Raw genomic sequence first — 18,606 nt, 5'->3', positions numbered from 1 at the left:
CGCCGCGCCGCCTACCACGCCCGCCGCCGCGCCCGCCCGCGCGCACGCCGCCGCGCCGCCCACCGCGCCCGCCACCACACCCGCTGACGCCGCCGCCACAGCCGTCCGCGCAGCCGCCGTCGCACTCGCCCTCACACCCGCGGAGACCGAATGCCCACGTGAGGCGCCGCCCAATTCGGGAACGCACACTGCGGAGGCATCAACGAATGCGGCGGACACGTTGGCGGTCGCCGCGCCAGGCGAAATGGCCGCCACGCCGGGCGAGAGGCATGCGGGGGGCGATCGGCCCTGGCGGCGGGCGGTCATCGTCGGGCTGGGGGTGTTCGCGGTCAGTCGGGCCGGGATGGTGGCCATCTCGGTGTTCGCCTGGGTCGGCGACCCGGGACCGCGCAAGTCGCCCACGCACGTTGCCTGGCTGTGGGCGAGCCAGTGGGATTCGCCGTGGTTCATCGCGATCGCCGAGCACGGGTATCAGCGAACTGCGGACGACTCGCCGGCTGCTTTCTTCCCGTTGTATCCGCTGCTGATTCGCGTCGCGACCCCGCTCTGCCTGGGCAAATCGTGGGTCGCGGCACTGCTGGTCGCCAACCTCGCGCTGGCGGCCGCGCTGATCCTGTTGTACCGGCTGACGGATCTTGAGCTCGGGCAGCGCGCGGCTGGGCGGGCCGTCTTCTATCTCGTGGCGTTTCCGACCGGGTTCTTTCTCGGGGCCGCGTACAACGAGAGCCTGTTCATCGCGCTCGCCGTCGGCACCGTGTACTGCCTGCGCCGGCAGCTGTGGTGGTCGGCCGGGCTGCTCGGCGGGCTCGCGGCGGCCACCCGGTCCGCGGGCATCCTGCTGGCCTTCGCATTCGTGATCGAGTACACCCAAAGAAAAATGAAATTGTCTGAAATATCGGCATTAATGGTCATCCCAGCGGGGCTCGGGGGCGTAATGCTGACGGACTGGATCGCGTACGGTGACCCGCTCGCGTTCTCGCACACGCAAGCGCAGCACTGGGGCCGTCACCTCGCGTGGCCCTGGCAGGCGCCCGTCGACGCCATGACCAAAGCCGGACCGCCCTTCACCGAGATCTGGACCCACAACGTCCTGGAGTTGGGCACCGTCATCGGGCTGGCCGCACTCCTGACACCGTGGCTCCGAAGACCGTCGCTCGGAAACCCGTGGCTCCGAAAGCCGGGAACCGCCCTCTATCCGCTGCTCGGACTGGCCCTGCTGATGTTCGCGGTGAGCTTTCCCAGCCGGTACACCAGCGATATCCCGAATCCGCTGTACTCCGCGTCACGCATCGGGCTGGAGGCATTCCCCGCGTTCATGGCCCTCGGCGCGCTCGGCGAACGGCGCTGGGTCGACCGGGCGGTCACCACGATTTTCCTGACCACGCAGGGCATTCTGGCCGCCCATTTCCTCCATCGGGGATGGGTGGCATAAACGCTAAAACGAGTCGTTTCGTACGGCGAAAATGGCGATATCGTCGCGCGGCGCCTCCGGCGAGAAGGCCAGCGTCCGGGCCCGCAGCCGCGCCACGACCACGTCGGCCGTGAAGCCGGCGAGGTTGGCGGCCTCGTCGCGGAGGCGGTCCACGCCAAACAGGTCGATGCCGCGGCGCCGCTCCGTGACCCCGTCGGTGAAGAAGATCAGCGTGTCGCCGGGGTCGAGAGATACCTGGGTGCGCGGGGTGTTGATGGTGTCGAGCAGGCCCAGGGCAGTACCACAGGCGCCAACCAGTTCTGTTGAACCGTCGGCCCGGAGCAGCACCGGCTGGTCGTGGCCGGCCAGGTGGAGGGTGACGTCGAGCCGGCCGTCCTGGCGGCGGAGGACCTGGGCCAGGCACAGCGTGCAGAACCGGCCGCCGCCCCGCTCCAGCAGTGTCTCGTTGAGGCGCAGGAGCACTTCGGGCAGCGGCCGACCGTCGCGGACCAGCACCCGGGTGACGTCGCGGACGAGGCCGGTGACGGTGGCGGCCTGGACGCCCTTGCCGGAGACGTCGCCGACGACGACCAGCCAGCGCCGGCCGGAGAGCGGCACGACGTCGTAGAAGTCGCCGCCGACCTCGACGCCCTCGCCGGTGGGGACGTATTCGGCGCCGAACTCGACCCCGTCGGCCCGCGGCAGCTGGGGCGGCAGGAGGGAGCGCTGGAGGGTCTGGGCGACGCGGCGGCGCTCGGCGTGGATGTTGGCGTTGTCGATGGCGAGGGCGGCCCGGCGGGCCACGTCCTCGACAACCGCGACCTCCTCGGAGCGCTGCCACGTGTCGCGGTTGCCGCCGACGGTCAGGGTGCCGAGGTGCTGGTTGCGGGCGATGAGCGCGACGATGTACCCCTCCAGCGGAGGTCCGAGCGGCACCACCGCATCGGTTCGCATCGCCTCTTTCAGCTGGGGTGTGGCCTGGGCGAGCGCGTCGAGGAGGTCGCCGACCTTCGACTCGTCGGCGTGCGCGGTGGCGGCGAGGCGCAGCTCGCCCCCGGCGTCGGCGGCGTGGATCGCGCACCACTGGCCGAGCCGCGGCACGACCAGGCGCGGGATGAGGGCCAGCGTGAGCTCGACGTCGAGGGACTGGGCCAGCAGCTCGGAGACGTCGGCGAGGAACGTCAGCCAGGTCCGCCGCTCGGCGTCGGCCCGGCGCAGGCGGTGGTTCTCGACCAGCAGCGTGAGCCGGTCGGCGGCCAGGGCGGTCAGCGAGCGGGCGTCGGGGCGGCCGTCACCGCCGGCGATGAGCAGTTCCGCGCGCCACGGACGGGCGACCCGCAGCATGACCCGGCGGCTGAAGCCGCCGCCGGCCGACTGGGCCTCCGCCGACGAGGCCTGTGTCGCCTGATAGTCGAGGCTTCCACCGAGGCGGCCGAAGGCGGTGACGGTGTGCGGGCCCTCGCCCTCGTCGACGGTGAGCGCCACGCCCTGCGCGCCGATGGCCCGGCACAGCTGTTGCAGCAGCTCTTCGGCCAGCTCCTCGAGCGAGGTGCCCTGGCCGGACCAGACCAGCGAGTCCACCGCGGCCGGGAGATCGAAGGCGGGAATGTCGGATTTGCCGAACGCCGAGGCCGGCGCGGCGTCGAGCCGGAACCACACCCCCTTCCCGCCGCTGAAGTGCAGAGTTCCCCAGGCCGTGGCAAGCTGCTCGACGAGGAGCAGGCCGCGGCCGCGCTCGGGCAGTTCGCCGGAGGGCTCGGGGAAGACGGGCGCGATGGCGCCTGGGCGGAAGTCGAGCACGGCGACGGTGAGCGATGCGTCGCTCGCCGTGATCTCGAGGTCGACCTCGGTGCCGGCGTGCACGACACTGTTGGTGGTGAGCTCGGTGACGAGGAGCAGTGCTTCGTCCAGGACCGAGCCGAGGCCCCGTTCGTGCGCGATCGTCCGGATCGCATCACGGGCCAGACCGGGAGAGCTATGGTCGGCCGGGAGCCTGATCCTCCGGACGGTCTGGGTTGTCACATATCGCAGTCTCCACTGAACGGTGGTAACAATCCAACCTGAAGGACGACGATGGGTGGACACCGCCTGCCCCCGAGACCGGTGGAGACGCCATGACCACAGTCGAAGAAGTCACCCAGAAGAGTCCCGAAACGGTGCTGCTGGAGGAGCTCTCCGGGGCGCTGGACAGCCTGCTCGCCGGCGACCTGAAGATCAGGTTGAGCCGCCGCGACGGGCTGCCGGGCGAAGTGGTCGAGCGGTTCAACCGGCTCGCCGAGATCAACCTGCACCACACCCGGGAGCTGCTGCGGATCAGCCGCGTCGTCGGCCGTGAGGGGCGGATGACGGAGCGGCTCGACGAGGAGGGCTTCGAGGGGACCTGGCTCGACCGCGTCCACTCGGTCAACTCGCTCATCGACGACCTGGGCCGCCCGACCACGGAGATCGCCCGCGTGATCGTGGCCGTGGCCGAGGGCGACCTGTCGCAGAAGCTGGCCCTGGAGATCGACGGGCGGCCGCTGCGGGGCGAGTTCCTGACCATCGGCCGCACCGTGAACACGATGGTCGACCAGCTCTCGTCGTTCGCCGACGAGGTCACCCGCGTGGCCCGCGAGGTCGGCACCGAAGGCAAGCTCGGCGGCCAGGCCCAGGTCACCGGCGTCGCCGGCACCTGGCGCGACCTCACCGACTCGGTGAACTCGATGGCCGCCAACCTGACCGGGCAGGTCCGGTCGATCTCGGCGGCGGCGACGGCGGTGGCCCGCGGCGACCTGTCGCAGAAGATCACGGTGAGCGCGAAGGGCGAGATCGCCGAGCTGTCGGAGACGATCAACTCGCTGGTCGACACGCTGCGGATCTTCGCCGAGCAGGTGACCCGGGTGGCCCGCGAGGTCGGCACCGAGGGCAAGCTCGGCGGCCAGGCCGACGTGCCGGGCGTGGCCGGCACCTGGAAGGACCTCACCGACAACGTCAACTCGATGGCGTTCAACCTGACCAGCCAGGTCCGCAACATCGCCCAGGTGGCGACCGCGGTGGCCCGGGGCGACCTGTCGCAGAAGATCACGGTGGCCGCGCAGGGCGAGATCCTCGAGCTCAAGGACACCGTCAACACGATGGTCGACCAGCTCTCCTCGTTCGCCGACGAGGTCACCCGCGTGGCCCGCGAGGTCGGCACCGAGGGCAAGCTCGGCGGGCAGGCCCAGGTCACCGGCGTCGCCGGCACCTGGCGCGACCTCACCGACAACGTCAACTTCATGGCCTCCAACCTGACGAGCCAGGTCCGCAACATCGCCCAGGTGTCGACGGCGGTGGCGAAGGGCGACCTGTCGCAGAAGATCACCGTCGATGCCCGGGGCGAGATCCTCGAGCTGAAGTCGACCGTGAACACGATGGTCGACCAGCTCTCGTCGTTCGCCGACGAGGTCACCCGCGTGGCCCGCGAGGTCGGCACCGAAGGCAAGCTCGGCGGGCAGGCCCAGGTCACCGGCGTCGCCGGCACCTGGCGCGACCTGACCGACAACGTCAACTTCATGGCCTCCAACCTGACGAGCCAGGTCCGCAACATCGCCTCGGTGGCGACCGCGGTGGCCCGGGGTGACCTGTCGCAGAAGATCACGGTCGACGCCCGCGGCGAGATCCTCGAACTGAAGTCGACGGTCAACACGATGGTCGACCAGCTGTCGTCGTTCGCCGACGAGGTCACCCGCGTGGCCCGCGAGGTCGGCACCGAGGGCAAGCTCGGCGGCCAGGCCCAGGTCCGCGGGGTCGCGGGCACCTGGCGCGACCTCACCGACAACGTCAACTTCATGGCCTCCAACCTCACGGCCCAGGTCCGCAACATCTCCCAGGTCGCGACGGCCGTGGCCCGCGGTGACCTGTCGCAGAAGATCACCGTCGACGCCCAGGGCGAGATCCTGGCTCTGAAGTCCACGGTCAACACGATGGTGGAGCAGCTGTCGTCGTTCGCCGACGAGGTCACCCGCGTCGCCCGCGAGGTCGGCACCGAAGGCAAGCTCGGCGGCCAGGCCCAGGTGAAGGGCGTCTCGGGCACCTGGCGCGACCTCACCGACAACGTCAACTCGATGGCGTCCAACCTGACCAGCCAGGTCCGCAACATCGCCCAGGTCACCACGGCCGTGGCGAAGGGCGACCTGTCACAGAAGATCACCGTCGACGCGCACGGCGAGATCCTGGAGCTGAAGTCGACCGTCAACACGATGGTCGATCAGCTCTCCTCGTTCGCCGACGAGGTCACCCGCGTGGCCCGCGAGGTCGGCTCGGAGGGCAAGCTCGGCGGCCAGGCCCAGGTGAAGGGCGTCTCCGGCACCTGGCGCGACCTCACCGAGAACGTCAACCAGCTGGCCTCGACGCTGACCACCCAGCTGCGGGCGATTTCGCAGGTGTCCACGGCCGTGACCCGCGGCGACCTGACCCAGCGGATCGCGGTCGAGGCCCTCGGCGAGGTGGCCGAGCTCAAGGACAACATCAACCAGATGATCGTCACGCTGCGCGAGACGACGAAGAAGAACGCCGAGCAGGGCTGGCTGGACTCCAACCTGGCCCGCGTGGGCGGCCTGCTGCAGGGCCAGCGCGACCTCGTCGAGGTCTGCCGCATGATCATGGCCGAGGTGACGCCCCTGGTCGACGCCCAGATCGGCGCGTTCTTCCTGTCCGGCGCGGACGCCGAGACCGGGCTGCGGCTGCGGCTCGAGGCGTCATACGGCTACGTGGCCCCTGGCGCCGACCTCAGCTTCGCCCCCGGTGAGGGCCTGATCGGCCAGGCGTCGCTCTCCCGCCGGGCGATCCGCGTGCAGGCCGACCCCGAGGCGCGGCTGCGGGTGCGCTCCGGCGTCACCGAGACCGCGCCCGCCGACCTGGTCGTGCTGCCGGTGCTCTTCGAGGGCGAGCCGCTCGGCGTGATCGAGTTCGGTAGCGTCTCGCCGTTCAGCGAGCTACACCTGTCCTTCCTCGACCGGCTCGTCGTCACCATCGGTGTGGCGCTCAAGACGATCCTGGCCAACCGGCGGACCGAGGAGCTGCTCTCGCAGTCCCAGCGGCTCACCGAGGAGCTGCAGGACCAGTCGGCCGAGCTGCAGCGGACCAACGCCGAACTGGAGGAGAAGGCGACGCTGCTGTCCGAGCAGAAGGGCAACATCGAGAAGCAGAACCGCGAGATCGAGATGGCCCGGCTCGGCCTGGAGGAGAAGGCGCAGCAGCTGGCGCAGGCCTCGCAGTACAAGTCGGAGTTCCTGGCCAACATGAGCCACGAGCTGCGGACCCCGCTCAACTCGATGCTGCTGCTGTCGCGGCTGCTGGCCGACAACCCGGACACCAACCTGACCGCGCGGCAGATCGAGTTCGCCGCGACGATCCACAACGCCGGCTCCGACCTGCTCGCCCTCATCGACGACATCCTCGACCTGTCCAAGATCGAGGCGGGCCGGATGGACGTCGAGCCGGGCGAGGTCTCGTTCGACGAGATCCGGGCCTACGTCGAGCAGGCCTTCGCACCCCAGGCCGAGGACAAGGGCCTGGAGTTCGTCGTGACGACCGACGCCGCGCTGCCGCCGGCCATCGTCACCGACCCGCAGCGGCTCCAGCAGATCCTGCGCAACCTGGTCTCCAACGCCGTCAAGTTCACCGACCACGGCCAGGTGACCCTGGCGATCGGGGTGGCCGCGGCCGACCTGGAGTTCTCGGCGCCGACACTGGCCGGGGCGCGGCGGGTGATCCAGTTCGCCGTCTCCGACACCGGGATCGGGATCTCCGACGACAAGGTGGCCCTCATCTTCGAGGCATTCCAGCAGGCGGACGGGACGACCAGCCGGAAGTACGGCGGCACCGGACTCGGCCTGTCGATCAGCCGGGAGCTCGCCCGGCTGCTCGGCGGCGGGATCGGGGTGACGTCGGAGGTCGGGCACGGTGCGACCTTCACGCTGTACCTCCCGGACGTCATCGCCACCGAGGTCACCCCGTCGCTGCACCAGCAGCTGCACCAGATGCTGCCGGCTCAGCCGCATTCGCTGCCGCCGGTGGCCGCCCGCCCGCTGCCCGCCGCCCCGCCGATGCTGCGCTCGCTGCCGGCCGCCGACCGCAAGGCGACCGCCGCCGCCAACCAGCTCGACGGCGCGACCGTGCTGATCGTCGACGACGACGTGCGCAACGTCTTCGCCCTGACCAGCGCGCTGGAGCTGCACGGGATGACGGTCCTGTACGCCGACAACGGCGCCGACGGCGTGCGGATCCTCTCCGAGCACCCGGACGTGGACATCGTCCTGATGGACGCGATGATGCCCGACCAGGACGGCAACGAGACGACCCGCGCGATCCGCCGCAACCGCCGCTTCGCCGAGCTGCCGGTGGTGTTCCTGACCGCCAAGGCGATGCCCGGCGACCGGGAGTCGTCACTGGAGGCCGGGGCGAGCGACTACATCACCAAGCCGGTGGACCTGGACGAGCTGCTTGACGTCATGGCGGCCTGGGTAAACGGGGAGGGTCGCGCGGTGTAGGTTGTTCGAGTCTTGGAAAGGGGCGGCACCGTTGACTGGTCCGGATCGGCCCGCGAAGGTGCTGCTCGTCGACGACCGGCGGGACAACCTGCTGGCCCTGGAGGCGAGCCTGCAGGGCCTGCCCGTGCAGACGGTCAGCGCCGACAGCGGCGAAGACGCCCTCAAGCGGCTGCTCGTCGACGACTTCGCCCTGATCCTGCTCGACGCCCAGATGCCGACGATGGACGGCTTCGAGACCGCGCGGCACATCAAGCGCCGGGAGAAGACCCGGCACATGCCGATCATCTTCCTGACGGCCGCCGACCGGGACTCGCACCTCGCGCTGCGCGGCTACGCGGCCGGGGCCGTGGACTACCTCACGAAGCCGTTCGATCCATGGGTACTGCGCGCAAAGGTTTCGGTCTTCGTCGAGCTGTGGACGATGACGCAGCAGCTCGCGGCGTCCACAGAGCTGATCCGGTCCCGCGACGCCGACCTGCGCCACGCGGGCGTCGCCGTCGACGAGGCGACCGCCCTGCTCAAGGGCGCCCTGGCCGCCGACGGCGAGCTGGGCCGCGAGCAGGTCGAGAAGGCCATCGCCGCGCTGACGAAGGCCCGCGCCAAGATCTAGGCTTCCTGGATCATCAGGGCGTTGCGGAGCCCGGTGATGTCCAGCACGCGGATCAGGAAGGCGCCGACGTTCACCAGGACCAGATAACTCTGGGCGAGCGCCGCCTTGCGGCTCAGTACCACCAAAGTGCCCAGACCCTGCGAGTCGCAGAACGTCACGCCGGCCATGTCGAGCACGACGCGGGCCGGCGGCTCGTTGAGGACCTCGTCGACGGCGGCGGCCAGGCGCGGCACGGTCGACATGTCGATCTCTCCGGTCAGCGCGACGACCGTCTCCGTGGGTGCACGGCGGACGGATACGGAGAGATCAGGTCGATCCACGGGAAACAGCCTAACCGGTAGTGGTGTCGGGCACACGGCGCCGAGGGCCGCGCGCCGCGGTTCGGGAACAGCTGTCAGAATGGGCAGGCTGTGACCGATATTGACACCGCCGGTCCCGTCCCGTATTCGGGCGCCGCGCCGGCCTCCCAGGCCTTGTTCGACCGTGCCCGGGCCATCGTGCCGGGTGGGGTGAATTCACCTGTCCGGGCGTTCCGGGCGGTCGGGGGCACCCCGCGCTTCATGGTCAGCGGCTCCGGCTGCTGGCTCACCGACGCCGACGGCCGGCGCTACCTGGACCTCGTCTGCTCGTGGGGGCCGTTGATCCACGGCCACGCCCACCCCGAGGTCATCGCCGCGATCACCGCGGCCGCCGCCCGCGGCACCAGCTTCGGCACCCCGACCCCGGGTGAGGTCGACCTGGCCGCGGAGATCGTCGCCCGGACCGCCGTCGACCAGGTCCGGCTGGTCAACTCCGGCACCGAGGCGACGATGAGCGCCCTGCGCCTGGCCCGCGGCTTCACCGGGCGGCCCAAGGTGATCAAGTTTTCCGGCTGCTACCACGGCCACGTCGACGCGCTGCTGGTCGCGGCCGGTTCCGGGGTGGCCACGCTGGCCCTGCCCGACTCCCCCGGCGTCACCGGCGCCTCCGCCGTCGACACGCTCGTGCTGCCCTACAACGACGTGCCCGCCCTGGAGGCGGCCTTCGCGGCCCACGGCGACCAGATCGCGGCGATCATCACCGAGGCCGCGGCCGGCAACATGGGCGTGGTCGCGCCCCGCGACGGGTTCAACGCCAAGCTCGCCGAGCTCGCGCACCACCACGGCGCCCTGCTGATCCTCGACGAGGTCATGACCGGCTTCCGGGTCAGCCGCGGCGGCTGGGCCGGCCTCGAGCCGGTGGATGCCGACCTCTACACGTTCGGCAAGGTCATGGGCGGCGGTCTGCCGGCCGCGGCGTTCGGCGGCCGAGCCGAGATCATGGCCCGGCTGGCTCCGGCCGGCCCGGTATACCAGGCCGGCACGCTCTCCGGCAACCCGCTGGCCTGCGCCGCCGGCCTGACCTCGCTGCGCCTGGCGACGCCCGAGGTCTACGCCCGCCTGGACGCCACCGCGGCGACGGTCTCGAAGCTGGCTTCAGACGCTCTAACCGCTGCGGGGGTACGGCATGTGCTGTCAACCGCCGGCAACATGTTCTCGATCTTCTTCACCGAGACGCCGGTGCACTCGTTCGCCGACGCGCAGACTCAGGACGTGGGCGCGTTCAAGGCCTTCTTCCACGCCTTGCTCGACCGGGGCGTCTACCTCCCGCCGAGCGCGTATGAGGCCTGGTTCGTCTCGACGGCCATCGACGACGAAGCCCTGACACACCTCGAGGCGGCCCTGCCCCACGCGGCCCGCGCCGCAGCGGAGGCAGCGGCATGAAGACGATCGTCCACGTGCTGCGCCACGGCGAGGTCTACAACCCGGAGAAGGTCCTCTACGGCCGCCTTCCCGGATACCGCCTGTCCGAGCTCGGTGTGCAGATGGCCAAGGCGGCCGCCGAGTCGCTGGCCGGCCGCGACATCACGCACCTGGTGGCCAGCCCGCTCGAGCGCGCCCAGCAGACCGCGGAGCCGTTCGCGGCCCAGCTGGGGCTGCCGATCGCGGTCGACGACCGGCTGATCGAGAGCGCTAACTTCTTCGAGGGCAAGCAGGTCGGCGTCGGTGACGGCTCCCTCAAGGACCCCCGCAACTGGTGGGTGCTGCGGGACCCGGTGACCCCGTCCTGGGGCGAGCCGTACAACGTGATCGCGGCCCGGATGTACCAGGCGCTGCTGGCCGCCCGCGAGGCCGCCGAGGGCCATGAGGCCGTGTGCGTCTCCCATCAGCTGCCGATCTGGACCCTGCGCCGGCACGTCGAGAAGAAGCGGCTGTGGCACGACCCGCGCAAACGGGAATGCCAGCTGGCCAGCCTCACGAGCTTCCATTTCGAGGATGCGAAGATCGTGGGGATCGCATACTCCGAGCCCGCCGCGCACCTGATCGCTTTGTCCGCCTCGGCCCGCAATGCGAAAGGCGCCTGAGATGCGGCGGGCCCTGGTGTTGCTGCTCGTGCTGGCACTGGCCGCGTGCTCGAGCAGTACCCCCAAAAACGCTTTGGGCAGTCGAAAAATTGCCGTGACCGAGCGGGTGGCGGCGCCGGCAATGGGCGGTGACCTGATGAATGGCGGCGGGCGGTTCGAGCTCGCGCAGCACAAGGGTCAGGTCGTTGTCGTGAACTTCTGGGCCTCGTATTGCCCGCCCTGCCGGACCGAGGCGCCGGAGCTGGAGAAGGTGCTCGCGGCGACCAAGGCCGACGGCGTCACGTTTATCGGCGTCAATATTCGGGATCAGAAGAGCCCGGCCGAGAACTACCTGGCCGATATCAAGCCGACCTACGGCAGCATTTTCGACCCGTCGGGGTCGCTCGCGCTCAACTTCGACGTGCCGCCCAACTCGATCCCGGCCACGCTCGTGATCGACAAGGCCGGCCGGATCGCCGCCGTGCTGCGCTCCGCGGTCGATCAGAAGCTCCTCGAACCGATCGTCCGCGACCTGCTGGCCGAGCAGGCCTGACATGGACGTCGGGACGGTCGCCGCGAGCGGGCCCCTCCTGCTGGCGATCGGCGTGGCGGCGCTCGCGGGGCTGGTCAGCTTCCTGTCGCCGTGCATCCTCCCGCTCGTGCCGGGCTACCTGTCCTACGTGACCGGGCTGGCCGGGGCCGACCTCGACTCCGGCAAGCGCCGGGGGCGGGTCCTCGCGGGGGTCGGGCTGTTCATCGCCGGGTTCTCCGCGGTGTTCATCGGCCTGATCATCCTGGCCACCCGGGCCGCGATGACGCTGCTGGTGCACCGGCGGCTGATCGAGGTGATCGTCGGCGTCGCCGTCATCGTGCTCGGCCTGGCCTTCATCGGCCTGGTCCCGGGCCTGGAGCGGCAGTGGCGGATCCAGCGCCTGCCGTCCGCGGGCCTCATCGGCGCGCCCGTGCTCGGGGTCGTGTTCGCGCTGTCCTGGGCCCCATGCACCGGCCCGACGCTCGGCGCCATGATCGCGCTCGGCTCGACCAGCGGCTCGCAGGCCCGCGCGGTGACGCTCGCGGTCGCCTACTCGCTGGGCATCGGCATCCCGTTCATCGCCATGGGGCTGGGCTTCCAGCGGCTCATCGGGGTCGTGAAGTTCATCCGCCGCAACAGTCAGTGGGTCACCCGCATCGGCGGCGCCCTGCTCGTGCTGATCGGACTGGCCCTGGTCACCGGCGTCTGGAGCTCCCTCATGACCGCCCTGCAGGCCAACATCGGCCCGGCCGGAACGGTGCCGATCTGATGCGCTGGCTCTTCCACACCACCGTCTCCGTGAGCCGCCGCGCCTGGCGCCAGCTGACCAGCATGCGCACCGCCCTGGTGCTGCTGTTCCTGCTCGCTGTGGCCGCGATCCCGGGCTCGGTGCTGCCGCAGCGCAACGTGTCACCCGAGAAGGTCGACACGTATCTCGACACCCACCGGCAATGGGGGCCGACGCTCGACCGGCTGTCGTTCTTCGACGTCTACGGCTCGCCCTGGTTCTCGGCCATCTATCTGCTGCTGTTCATCTCGCTCGTCGGCTGCCTGGTGCCCCGATTCCGGATGCACTTCGTGGCGCTGGTGAAAGTACCCCCGAAAGCGCCTTCGCGTTTTGAACGACTGCCCGAGCACGCCACCGTGGCCAAATCCGGGACCGCCGAGGACGCCGCCCGAATTCGGGTAATGCTGCGCAAGCATCGGTTCCGGGCCGCCGTTCGCGAAGACGGCGACGTCGTGGAGATCTCGGCCGAGAAGGGCTATCTGAAGGAGACCGGCAACCTGGTCTTCCACTTCGCCTTGCTGTCACTGCTGTTCGGGGTCGCGTTCGGCTCGTGGTTCGGCTGGCACGGCAACCGCATTCTGGTCGAGGGCGACGACTTCGCATTCTGCAACACGCTGCTCAACTACGACGAGCACGCGCTCGGCGCCCAGGTCGGCGAGAACGACCTGCCCCGCTTCTGCCTGCGCCTGGACAAGTTCAACGCGACCTATCTGGACAACGGCCAGCCGGTTACCTACAAGGCCAACGTCAATGTTCAGCAGAATGGGCGCTCGTCCGAGGATCTGCTCCAGGTCAACAACCCGCTGCGGCTCGACGGCGCCAACGTTTCACTACTCGGCCACGGGTACGCGCCGATCCTGCGCTACACCGACAAGTACGGGAAGACTTCGGACAACGTCTCGCCGTTCCTGCCCAGCGACGGCCTGCTGACCAGCACCGGCGTGGCCACGTTCCCGGACGTCAACATCAACCCGCAGACCGGCACCCGCGACGACAAGTCGCAGATCGGCTTCTCCGGCATCTACCTGCCGACAGTCCCGTCCGATCCGTCGTTCAACTCGTCGGCGTTCCCGGCCGAACGCGACCCGCGGCTCATGCTGCAGCCCTACCGCGGCATCCTCGGCTTCGACGCCGGCGCCCCCCTGTCGGTCTACACGCTGGACACCCGCCAGATCGACGCCGGCCGCCTGGCCAAGTTCGGCGACCCACTCATGCTCAAGCCCGGCGAGACCGCCACCCTCCCGGACGGCACCAAGGTCCAGTTCGTCGGCACCCAGCAGTGGATCAGCATCTCGGTCCGCCACGACCCGGGCCAGCCGATCGTCCTCGGCGGGGCCATCGCCCTGCTGGTCGGCCTGCTGGGCTCGCTGTGGGGCAAGCGCCGCCGGATCTTCTTCCGCATCGCCCCGACCGGCATCACGGCCGGCGGCCTGCCGCGCAGCGACTACCCCGGCTTCGCCGACGAGTTCGCTTCGCTGGTGCGGGCCGCGGGCCCCGCTGCTTCGGTGCCGGAGCAGGTGGCGCAGACTGAGAACGTCGAGGAGGTTGTGTAATGGGCGGGCTGTCCAACCAGCTGCTGGTCGTCACGATTTTTTCGTACGTGCTGTCGATGATGGCGTACGCGATTGAATACGCCTTCGGTGGCCGCGGGGCGGTTGCCCGTTTGGCGGTGCGTTCGCCGGCTTCTGAGGCCGCGCTGGTCGGTGTCGGGGGCGGCGCCTCTTCTGTCGGTAGCGGCGCCTCTTCTGACGTCTTGGCTGTCTCGGGGGGCTCGGTTGTTTCGGGCGGCTCGGACGGCTCGGCTGTCTCGGACGGCTCGGCCGTCTGGGACGCCTCGGCTGTTTCGCGCGCCTCGGGTGATCTGGACATTTCCGACGTTTCCGAAATGTCGCCCGGGTCGTCTGCTGGCGCCCGCCGGGCCGGCATCACCGCGATCGCCTTGATGGTCCTCGGCTACCTGGCCCACGTGGGAGCGCTGGTCACCCGCGGCATCGCCGCCGACCGCGCCCCATGGGGCAACATGTACGAGTTCGTCATGATGGCCACCGCGGTCGGCATGACCGCCTGGCTGGTCACCGCCGCCCGCTGGCGCAACCTGCGCCACCTCGGCCTGTTCGTCACGCTGGTCGCCGCGATCCTGCTGTCGGTCGCCGGCATGAGCCTGTATGTCCCGGTCGGCCCGCTGGTCCCCGCCCTGCACTCATACTGGCTGGTCATCCACGTGGGCGCCGCGTCAACAGCGTCGGGCATCTTCCTGGTCGGCTTCGTCGCCGCCGCGATGCACGTGATCCGCCTGGGCTACGACGCCGGCAAGACCCGCTTCCCCTACTCCCTGGGCGAACGCCTCCCAAACCCCGCCGTCCTGGAGCGCGTCACCTTCCGCGTCCACGCGTTCGCGTTCCCGATCTGGACCTTCGGCGTGATCTCGGGCGCCATCTGGGCCGAAGCCGCCTGGGGCCGCTACTGGAACTGGGACCCGAAGGAAATCTGGTCGTTCATCGCCTGGGTCGTCTACGCCAGCTACTTGCACGCCCGCTCAACCCCGAGCGTAAGCCGCCGCGTGACAAGCTGGATCGCCATAATCGGCTGGGCCACGATGCTGGTAAACCTGTTCGGAGTCAACCTGGTAGCCAACGGCCTCCACTCCTACGCCGGCGTCTGATTTCAGCAGAATGTTTATTCGCCGAGCGACCGCCTTTTCAGCAAATCCACGAACCCAGCCCATGCGCCCGCCTCAAATCGGAGCGCATTGCCGTCCGGGTCGACACTGTCCCGGACAAAGACATGGCCGGCGCTGACCAACACCTCAATGCAGTTGCCATCCCCGCACTTCGGCGCTGACCTCCATACACCTTCGCCTGAACCGTGAGCCATCGAGGGCCTCCACTCTCGACACCAAGGTTCAAGCGTACGAGAACGGCCGCCGCACCCATAGTGAGCGGCAGAAGGCTGGCACAACTGGACGGGGCGGCGGATCTCAAGATCAGATCCGCCGCCCCGAGCCTAAGCAAATGCGAAGTCACCCCTCGCCACACCGGAAGCGAAGGCATCCCAATCAGAGCGGGACACCTGCAAAACCTGCTCTGGACGCTGGGAGTCTCGGATCAGAATCTCGGTGTCGGCCCAAGCCACCTCAATACAGTTCCCAGCCTCGCAAAGACTGCTCTTCCGCCAGTCCAGCGACTGTTCCTTCGCCACTCTACCTCCATATAATTTCACCGCGGCTCGCACCATTGCGAGCCGCGGGCCTTATCCACGACTCAGCTCGGAAATCATGGTTGCGTAACGCGCTGAAATTAAGTCCATCGATGCCTGCTCACTGAGGCAGAGATTCCACATCTGCTCAAATCGATGGCGATATATCTTTACCAGATCGGGGTCCTGGATCAGGTCGTCGGTGACGCTGTATTCCTTGTAAACGGCCGCATCCTCGTCCCCGGCGAGGGCGTAGACCGTGAAGGCACCGAGCAGCAGGTAGATGGCCTCATGCTTGGGCAGGAAGCGAATCCGGATCTCCGGCCGCTGCGCGACATCGAGCACGTGACCAAGCTGACGCGCCATCGTCGCCTTGTCACCCTGAATACGCTCCGGCAGGGCTTCGTCCAAAATCACGAAGTACAACGGCATTCCATCAGGGCGCGAGAAGAAGTCTCGCTGTCGTTGCATCCGAAAGTCGAGACGAGCATTCTGCATGTCGGCCGGCATGTGATCGACAACCGCACCGATGACCGCGTTGGCGTACCCGCGCTCTTGCAGCAGTCCCGGGAACACTGCCGGCTGAAACACGCGCACTGCGGTCGCTTCATGCTCGAACTGCCCGATCTGGAGGAGGGCCGACGTCAGCTGCGATCGATACTCCGACTGGTTCCACACCCCCCGCCGACGGGCCAGGCGTGCATCGGCGGTCATCTGGTCAATCTGTGCCGGATCACGTAGATCGAAAAGTCGGATCACAGCGGCCAAGTCAGTGAGCGAGATCGTCGACTCGCCGGCTTCGATGCGTTGAACCTTGGAGAGAGACCAGTGGAGCGATTCGCCCACTTGCTGCTGGGTCAGGCCGGCGGCGTCGCGCGCTTTGCGGAGCGCGAAACGAAGCCGCAACCTGGCGCCAGCAGGTGAGCCCGTCGCCGTCATGATCGCTAATTCCTCCCCGGGTCTCTCCCCAGATTGCGAGTCGGCACTCTGCTGTACCGCAGGTTGCCGTATCGGTACTTTCTCACCGCCTGTCAATACCGAAATGACCGCGTGCGTTGCCAAATTTCGTCAACCTGAGACGACGTCTCGCCACTCCAGGGCTCTGGCCGTGGCTCGGCGGACGCGGCCGAACTCGCGGAGATCTGTCGTTGCGTAGAGGAGCACTGCGTGACCTCGGCGACAGTCAGCCCAGAGTTCGTGTTGCCGGGCCGGGGCCCTCCGCAAGCTCCGGACCCGCAACAGCGCTATGACCGCCGACAGCGCAACGCAAACCCATCCCAAAGCGGGATTCGAGTCGGCCCAGGCGAATACGACCACCGCGGCGGCCGCGGCGGTGCCCGAGCATGAGACGGCCAGGATGGTCGTTGGGCCGACTCCGGCCGGCTCGACGACCCAGACCGAGGTCAGGTCGGTCAACAGGTAGTCGTGCGGTTCGGCCCCCAGCACCCGAAACCGCAGGTGATCAATTCGGACCCGGGGGTCCGTGAAGAAGATCGGCATCGCAACCCCTCCCGGCGAGCCATTGCTTGGAGGAGGGTGGCGGGAGCACTATTGGACACGCGACAGGTCCTCCCCTCCTCGCAGCGGGATGACCGAAGGCAGCGCTCGGTGGCCGCCGGGCGCTGCTCTCGTTGTAGTGACTATTGTCGCTACAGCAAGTATTGAGCACGGTTTTCGAGATCGCCATACTTCATTTTGCGGTGTAGCACTCTCGGATTCCCCATGGCGGGCGTCAAAGCCGACGGGAAGCGGCGATCAGCGAAAAGCTTTCTGCTGAATCCGCACGTGAATCCGGACATAGCCCGCTTATTGAATCTGCTATATCGCAGATTGCGGCCCGGCCGACAGCGACTTCGTGCGGCGCGTCCTGGGTGTGGTCGGCGTTGTTCGGGCTGGTAGCCAGCGCACCACGTGGCGGCGGATTCGCAACACCGCAAGAACTGAGTACTGGATCGCTCCCGAGGGATGCGGCAGGCCTACCGCGTCCCTGACGGATGGCTGGAGCAGAGCCGAGATCACCGGGCCGACCAGGGAGCGGAGCCACGGGTGGACGCGGGCGCGGGTCATCGCCAGGGTTCGTTCGCTGCACAGCCGGCCGGCCTCGGTGAAGGCGAACGAAGCCTCGCAGTCGGCCAGGTAAGCGGAGGGGTCGGCGGGGAAGTCGCGTACGCCCATGCGGCGGCCCAGTTCGGCGTAGAAACGTAATAGTGCGGCGCGCTCGGGCGGGGTGAGCGGGCGTTTGCCGTAGCGGTCCAGCCAGCGGATCAGGGTCACGGCCAAGGCGACCAGCGCGAAGCGGTTGTGCTCAACCGTCACCGGGGTGCTGCGGTGGCTGCGGTTCACGAAGCGCAGGATTTCGCGGCCGCGCGGGGAGTCGAGGCCGTGTTCTATCAGGTCGCCGAAGGTCAGCGACGTGATCTCGGCGCGGGTGAAGAGGGCGTCCGTCGAGCCCACCACGTGTGCGGTCGGCGGCCAGGCGTAGAGGTGCCAGATCATGAGGCGGCCGGCCATGCGGACGTCCCAGGGGTGCTCGTGGAACATCAGGCGGCGGACGACCGAAGCGTAATCAGCGGGCACGCCGCCCAGCTAAAACTACTTCGTCTTCGTGATCGAGGTTGCTGTCACGGACCCGTCGGCTTGCTGGCCCTGGACGGTGACGGTGGCGCCGGCGGTGAGGTCTTTCAGGGCGCCCGGCAGCGACACTGCGGTCTTGTCGCTGGTCTTCACGATGACCGTCTGGCCGTCGGCGGTCTCGACGTACACCGTGGTGCCGTCGACCAGCTTCACCGTGCCGGTCACGCCACCGCGGGTACCGGTGCCGGTGTTGCCCTGTGCGCCGCCGCCCGGGAACTGTCCGCCGCCGCCGTTGCGGCCCGCGAAAGCGCTGGCCAGTGCGGCCGGGTTGGCGCCGGGGCCGGTCGCGGTCGGGGCGGTGCCGTAGCTCTTCTGGACCTGGGCGCCGCCTACGAAGCCGACGACCAGCAGGGCCAGGCCGGCCAGGGCATAGGTGGCCCGGTTGGCCAGGCGGCGGGGAGCGGCCTTGGCGATGCGCTCGTTGAGGTCGTCGTCCAGCGGGGGCTCGGCGAGCAGGTCCGGCTCCTCGTCGAGATCGACAACGACCGGAATCACTTCCGTTTCGGCGGAAGAGGCCGCTACGGAAGGGTCGTCCCCCAACGGCCGCTCATAGGGGGTGGCCTCCG

Annotated in this window: 17 protein-coding genes; 9 read left to right on the top strand and 8 right to left on the bottom strand. The window is 68.9% G+C overall.

Annotation, left to right across the window (positions count from 1 at the left end):
* The first annotated feature begins 220 nt into the window (after nt 1–220).
* On the top strand, nt 221–1,432 hold the full coding sequence (locus tag ACIA8L_RS48810) for a mannosyltransferase family protein (RefSeq protein ID WP_395915948.1): 1,212 nt from the start codon (nt 221–223) through the stop codon (nt 1,430–1,432).
* A gap of 3 nt (nt 1,433–1,435) precedes the next feature.
* Here ACIA8L_RS48810 and ACIA8L_RS48805 read toward each other — a convergent pair whose 3' ends face one another.
* The gene (locus ACIA8L_RS48805; RefSeq protein ID WP_395915946.1) at nt 1,436–3,433 is read right to left on the bottom strand and encodes a SpoIIE family protein phosphatase; all 1,998 of its coding nucleotides are present in this window, start codon (nt 3,431–3,433) and stop codon (nt 1,436–1,438) included.
* A gap of 92 nt (nt 3,434–3,525) precedes the next feature.
* Here ACIA8L_RS48805 and ACIA8L_RS48800 point away from each other — a divergent pair, with 92 nt between their 5' ends.
* A complete protein-coding gene (locus tag ACIA8L_RS48800) occupies nt 3,526–7,920 on the top strand; it encodes a HAMP domain-containing protein (protein WP_395915944.1) in 4,395 nt (1,464 codons plus the stop codon).
* 31 nt (nt 7,921–7,951) lie between these two features.
* Nucleotides 7,952–8,530 carry a two-component system response regulator gene (locus ACIA8L_RS48795; protein WP_395915942.1) on the top strand — a complete coding sequence of 193 codons (579 nt, stop codon included), beginning with the start codon at nt 7,952–7,954 and terminating at the stop codon, nt 8,528–8,530.
* Here ACIA8L_RS48795 and ACIA8L_RS48790 read toward each other — a convergent pair.
* The gene (locus ACIA8L_RS48790; RefSeq protein WP_395915940.1) at nt 8,527–8,850 is read right to left on the bottom strand and encodes an STAS domain-containing protein; all 324 of its coding nucleotides are present in this window, start codon (nt 8,848–8,850) and stop codon (nt 8,527–8,529) included. The two genes, ACIA8L_RS48795 and ACIA8L_RS48790, sit on opposite strands and share 4 nt — an antisense overlap.
* 90 nt (nt 8,851–8,940) lie before the next feature.
* Between ACIA8L_RS48790 and hemL the strand changes: the two genes are divergently transcribed.
* Genes hemL through ccsB form a run of 6 tightly spaced genes read left to right on the top strand, consistent with a single transcriptional unit; the run spans nt 8,941 to nt 14,873 of the window.
* Complete coding sequence (hemL, locus tag ACIA8L_RS48785; protein ID WP_395915937.1) at nt 8,941–10,272, top strand: glutamate-1-semialdehyde 2,1-aminomutase; 1,332 nt, start codon at nt 8,941–8,943, stop codon at nt 10,270–10,272.
* The gene (locus ACIA8L_RS48780) at nt 10,269–10,913 is read left to right on the top strand and encodes a histidine phosphatase family protein (protein WP_395915934.1); all 645 of its coding nucleotides are present in this window, start codon (nt 10,269–10,271) and stop codon (nt 10,911–10,913) included. The genes hemL and ACIA8L_RS48780 overlap by 4 nt, the downstream gene beginning before the upstream one ends.
* 1 nt (nt 10,914) lies before the next feature.
* Nucleotides 10,915–11,445, top strand: a complete 531-nt coding sequence (locus tag ACIA8L_RS48775; protein WP_395915932.1) for a TlpA family protein disulfide reductase — start codon at nt 10,915–10,917, stop codon at nt 11,443–11,445.
* 1 nt (nt 11,446) lies between these two features.
* Nucleotides 11,447–12,193: a cytochrome c biogenesis CcdA family protein gene (locus ACIA8L_RS48770; RefSeq protein ID WP_395915930.1), complete on the top strand. Its 747-nt coding sequence runs from the start codon at nt 11,447–11,449 to the stop codon at nt 12,191–12,193.
* Nucleotides 12,130–13,764 carry a cytochrome c biogenesis protein ResB gene (locus ACIA8L_RS48765; protein ID WP_395916101.1) on the top strand — a complete coding sequence of 545 codons (1,635 nt, stop codon included), beginning with the start codon at nt 12,130–12,132 and terminating at the stop codon, nt 13,762–13,764. The genes ACIA8L_RS48770 and ACIA8L_RS48765 overlap by 64 nt, the downstream gene beginning before the upstream one ends.
* Nucleotides 13,764–14,873 (top strand): c-type cytochrome biogenesis protein CcsB, encoded by a 1,110-nt coding sequence (gene ccsB, locus ACIA8L_RS48760; RefSeq protein WP_395915929.1) that lies wholly within the window; start codon nt 13,764–13,766, stop codon nt 14,871–14,873. Before ACIA8L_RS48765 ends, ccsB begins: the two co-directional genes overlap by 1 nt.
* A 14-nt stretch (nt 14,874–14,887) precedes the next feature.
* Here ccsB and ACIA8L_RS48755 read toward each other — a convergent pair whose 3' ends face one another.
* The 6 genes from ACIA8L_RS48755 to ACIA8L_RS48730 form a co-directional block, all read right to left on the bottom strand.
* The gene (locus ACIA8L_RS48755) at nt 14,888–15,085 is read right to left on the bottom strand and encodes a DUF397 domain-containing protein (RefSeq protein ID WP_395915927.1); all 198 of its coding nucleotides are present in this window, start codon (nt 15,083–15,085) and stop codon (nt 14,888–14,890) included.
* 129 nt (nt 15,086–15,214) lie between these two features.
* Nucleotides 15,215–15,445, bottom strand: a complete 231-nt coding sequence (locus ACIA8L_RS48750; protein WP_395915924.1) for a DUF397 domain-containing protein — start codon at nt 15,443–15,445, stop codon at nt 15,215–15,217.
* 15 nt (nt 15,446–15,460) lie between these two features.
* Complete coding sequence (locus ACIA8L_RS48745; RefSeq protein WP_395915923.1) at nt 15,461–16,345, bottom strand: helix-turn-helix domain-containing protein; 885 nt, start codon at nt 16,343–16,345, stop codon at nt 15,461–15,463.
* A 129-nt stretch (nt 16,346–16,474) separates the two neighbouring features.
* Nucleotides 16,475–16,906, bottom strand: coding sequence for a DUF6232 family protein (locus ACIA8L_RS48740; protein WP_395915921.1), 432 nt, complete (start codon nt 16,904–16,906; stop codon nt 16,475–16,477).
* Between the two features lie 318 nt (nt 16,907–17,224).
* Nucleotides 17,225–17,917 carry an oxygenase MpaB family protein gene (locus tag ACIA8L_RS48735; protein WP_395915919.1) on the bottom strand — a complete coding sequence of 231 codons (693 nt, stop codon included), beginning with the start codon at nt 17,915–17,917 and terminating at the stop codon, nt 17,225–17,227.
* A gap of 81 nt (nt 17,918–17,998) precedes the next feature.
* Nucleotides 17,999–18,535: a hypothetical protein gene (locus ACIA8L_RS48730; protein ID WP_395915917.1), complete on the bottom strand. Its 537-nt coding sequence runs from the start codon at nt 18,533–18,535 to the stop codon at nt 17,999–18,001.
* Nucleotides 18,536–18,606: the final 71 nt, after the last annotated feature.

The organism is Dactylosporangium sp. NPDC051541 (genome assembly GCF_044454505.1).
GTDB lineage: Bacteria > Actinomycetota > Actinomycetes > Mycobacteriales > Micromonosporaceae > Dactylosporangium.
The sequence above is the reverse complement of the archived record's forward strand: the minus strand, read 5'-3'. Positions and strand labels throughout refer to the sequence as shown.

Excerpts from the sequence above, each read along its gene's own strand:
- ACIA8L_RS48735 (WP_395915919.1), bottom strand. The coding sequence starts at position 17,917 with ATGGCCGGCCGCCTCATGATCTGGCACCTCTACGCCTGGCCGCCGACC.
- ACIA8L_RS48740 (WP_395915921.1), bottom strand. The coding sequence starts at position 16,906 with ATGCCGATCTTCTTCACGGACCCCCGGGTCCGAATTGATCACCTGCGG.
- ccsB (WP_395915929.1), top strand. The coding sequence starts at position 13,764 with ATGGGCGGGCTGTCCAACCAGCTGCTGGTCGTCACGATTTTTTCGTAC.
- ACIA8L_RS48745 (WP_395915923.1), bottom strand. The coding sequence starts at position 16,345 with ATGACGGCGACGGGCTCACCTGCTGGCGCCAGGTTGCGGCTTCGTTTC.
- ACIA8L_RS48750 (WP_395915924.1), bottom strand. The coding sequence starts at position 15,445 with ATGGTGCGAGCCGCGGTGAAATTATATGGAGGTAGAGTGGCGAAGGAA.
- ACIA8L_RS48780 (WP_395915934.1), top strand. The coding sequence starts at position 10,269 with ATGAAGACGATCGTCCACGTGCTGCGCCACGGCGAGGTCTACAACCCG.
- ACIA8L_RS48755 (WP_395915927.1), bottom strand. The coding sequence starts at position 15,085 with ATGGCTCACGGTTCAGGCGAAGGTGTATGGAGGTCAGCGCCGAAGTGC.
- ACIA8L_RS48800 (WP_395915944.1), top strand. The coding sequence starts at position 3,526 with ATGACCACAGTCGAAGAAGTCACCCAGAAGAGTCCCGAAACGGTGCTG.
- ACIA8L_RS48775 (WP_395915932.1), top strand. The coding sequence starts at position 10,915 with ATGCGGCGGGCCCTGGTGTTGCTGCTCGTGCTGGCACTGGCCGCGTGC.
- ACIA8L_RS48770 (WP_395915930.1), top strand. The coding sequence starts at position 11,447 with ATGGACGTCGGGACGGTCGCCGCGAGCGGGCCCCTCCTGCTGGCGATC.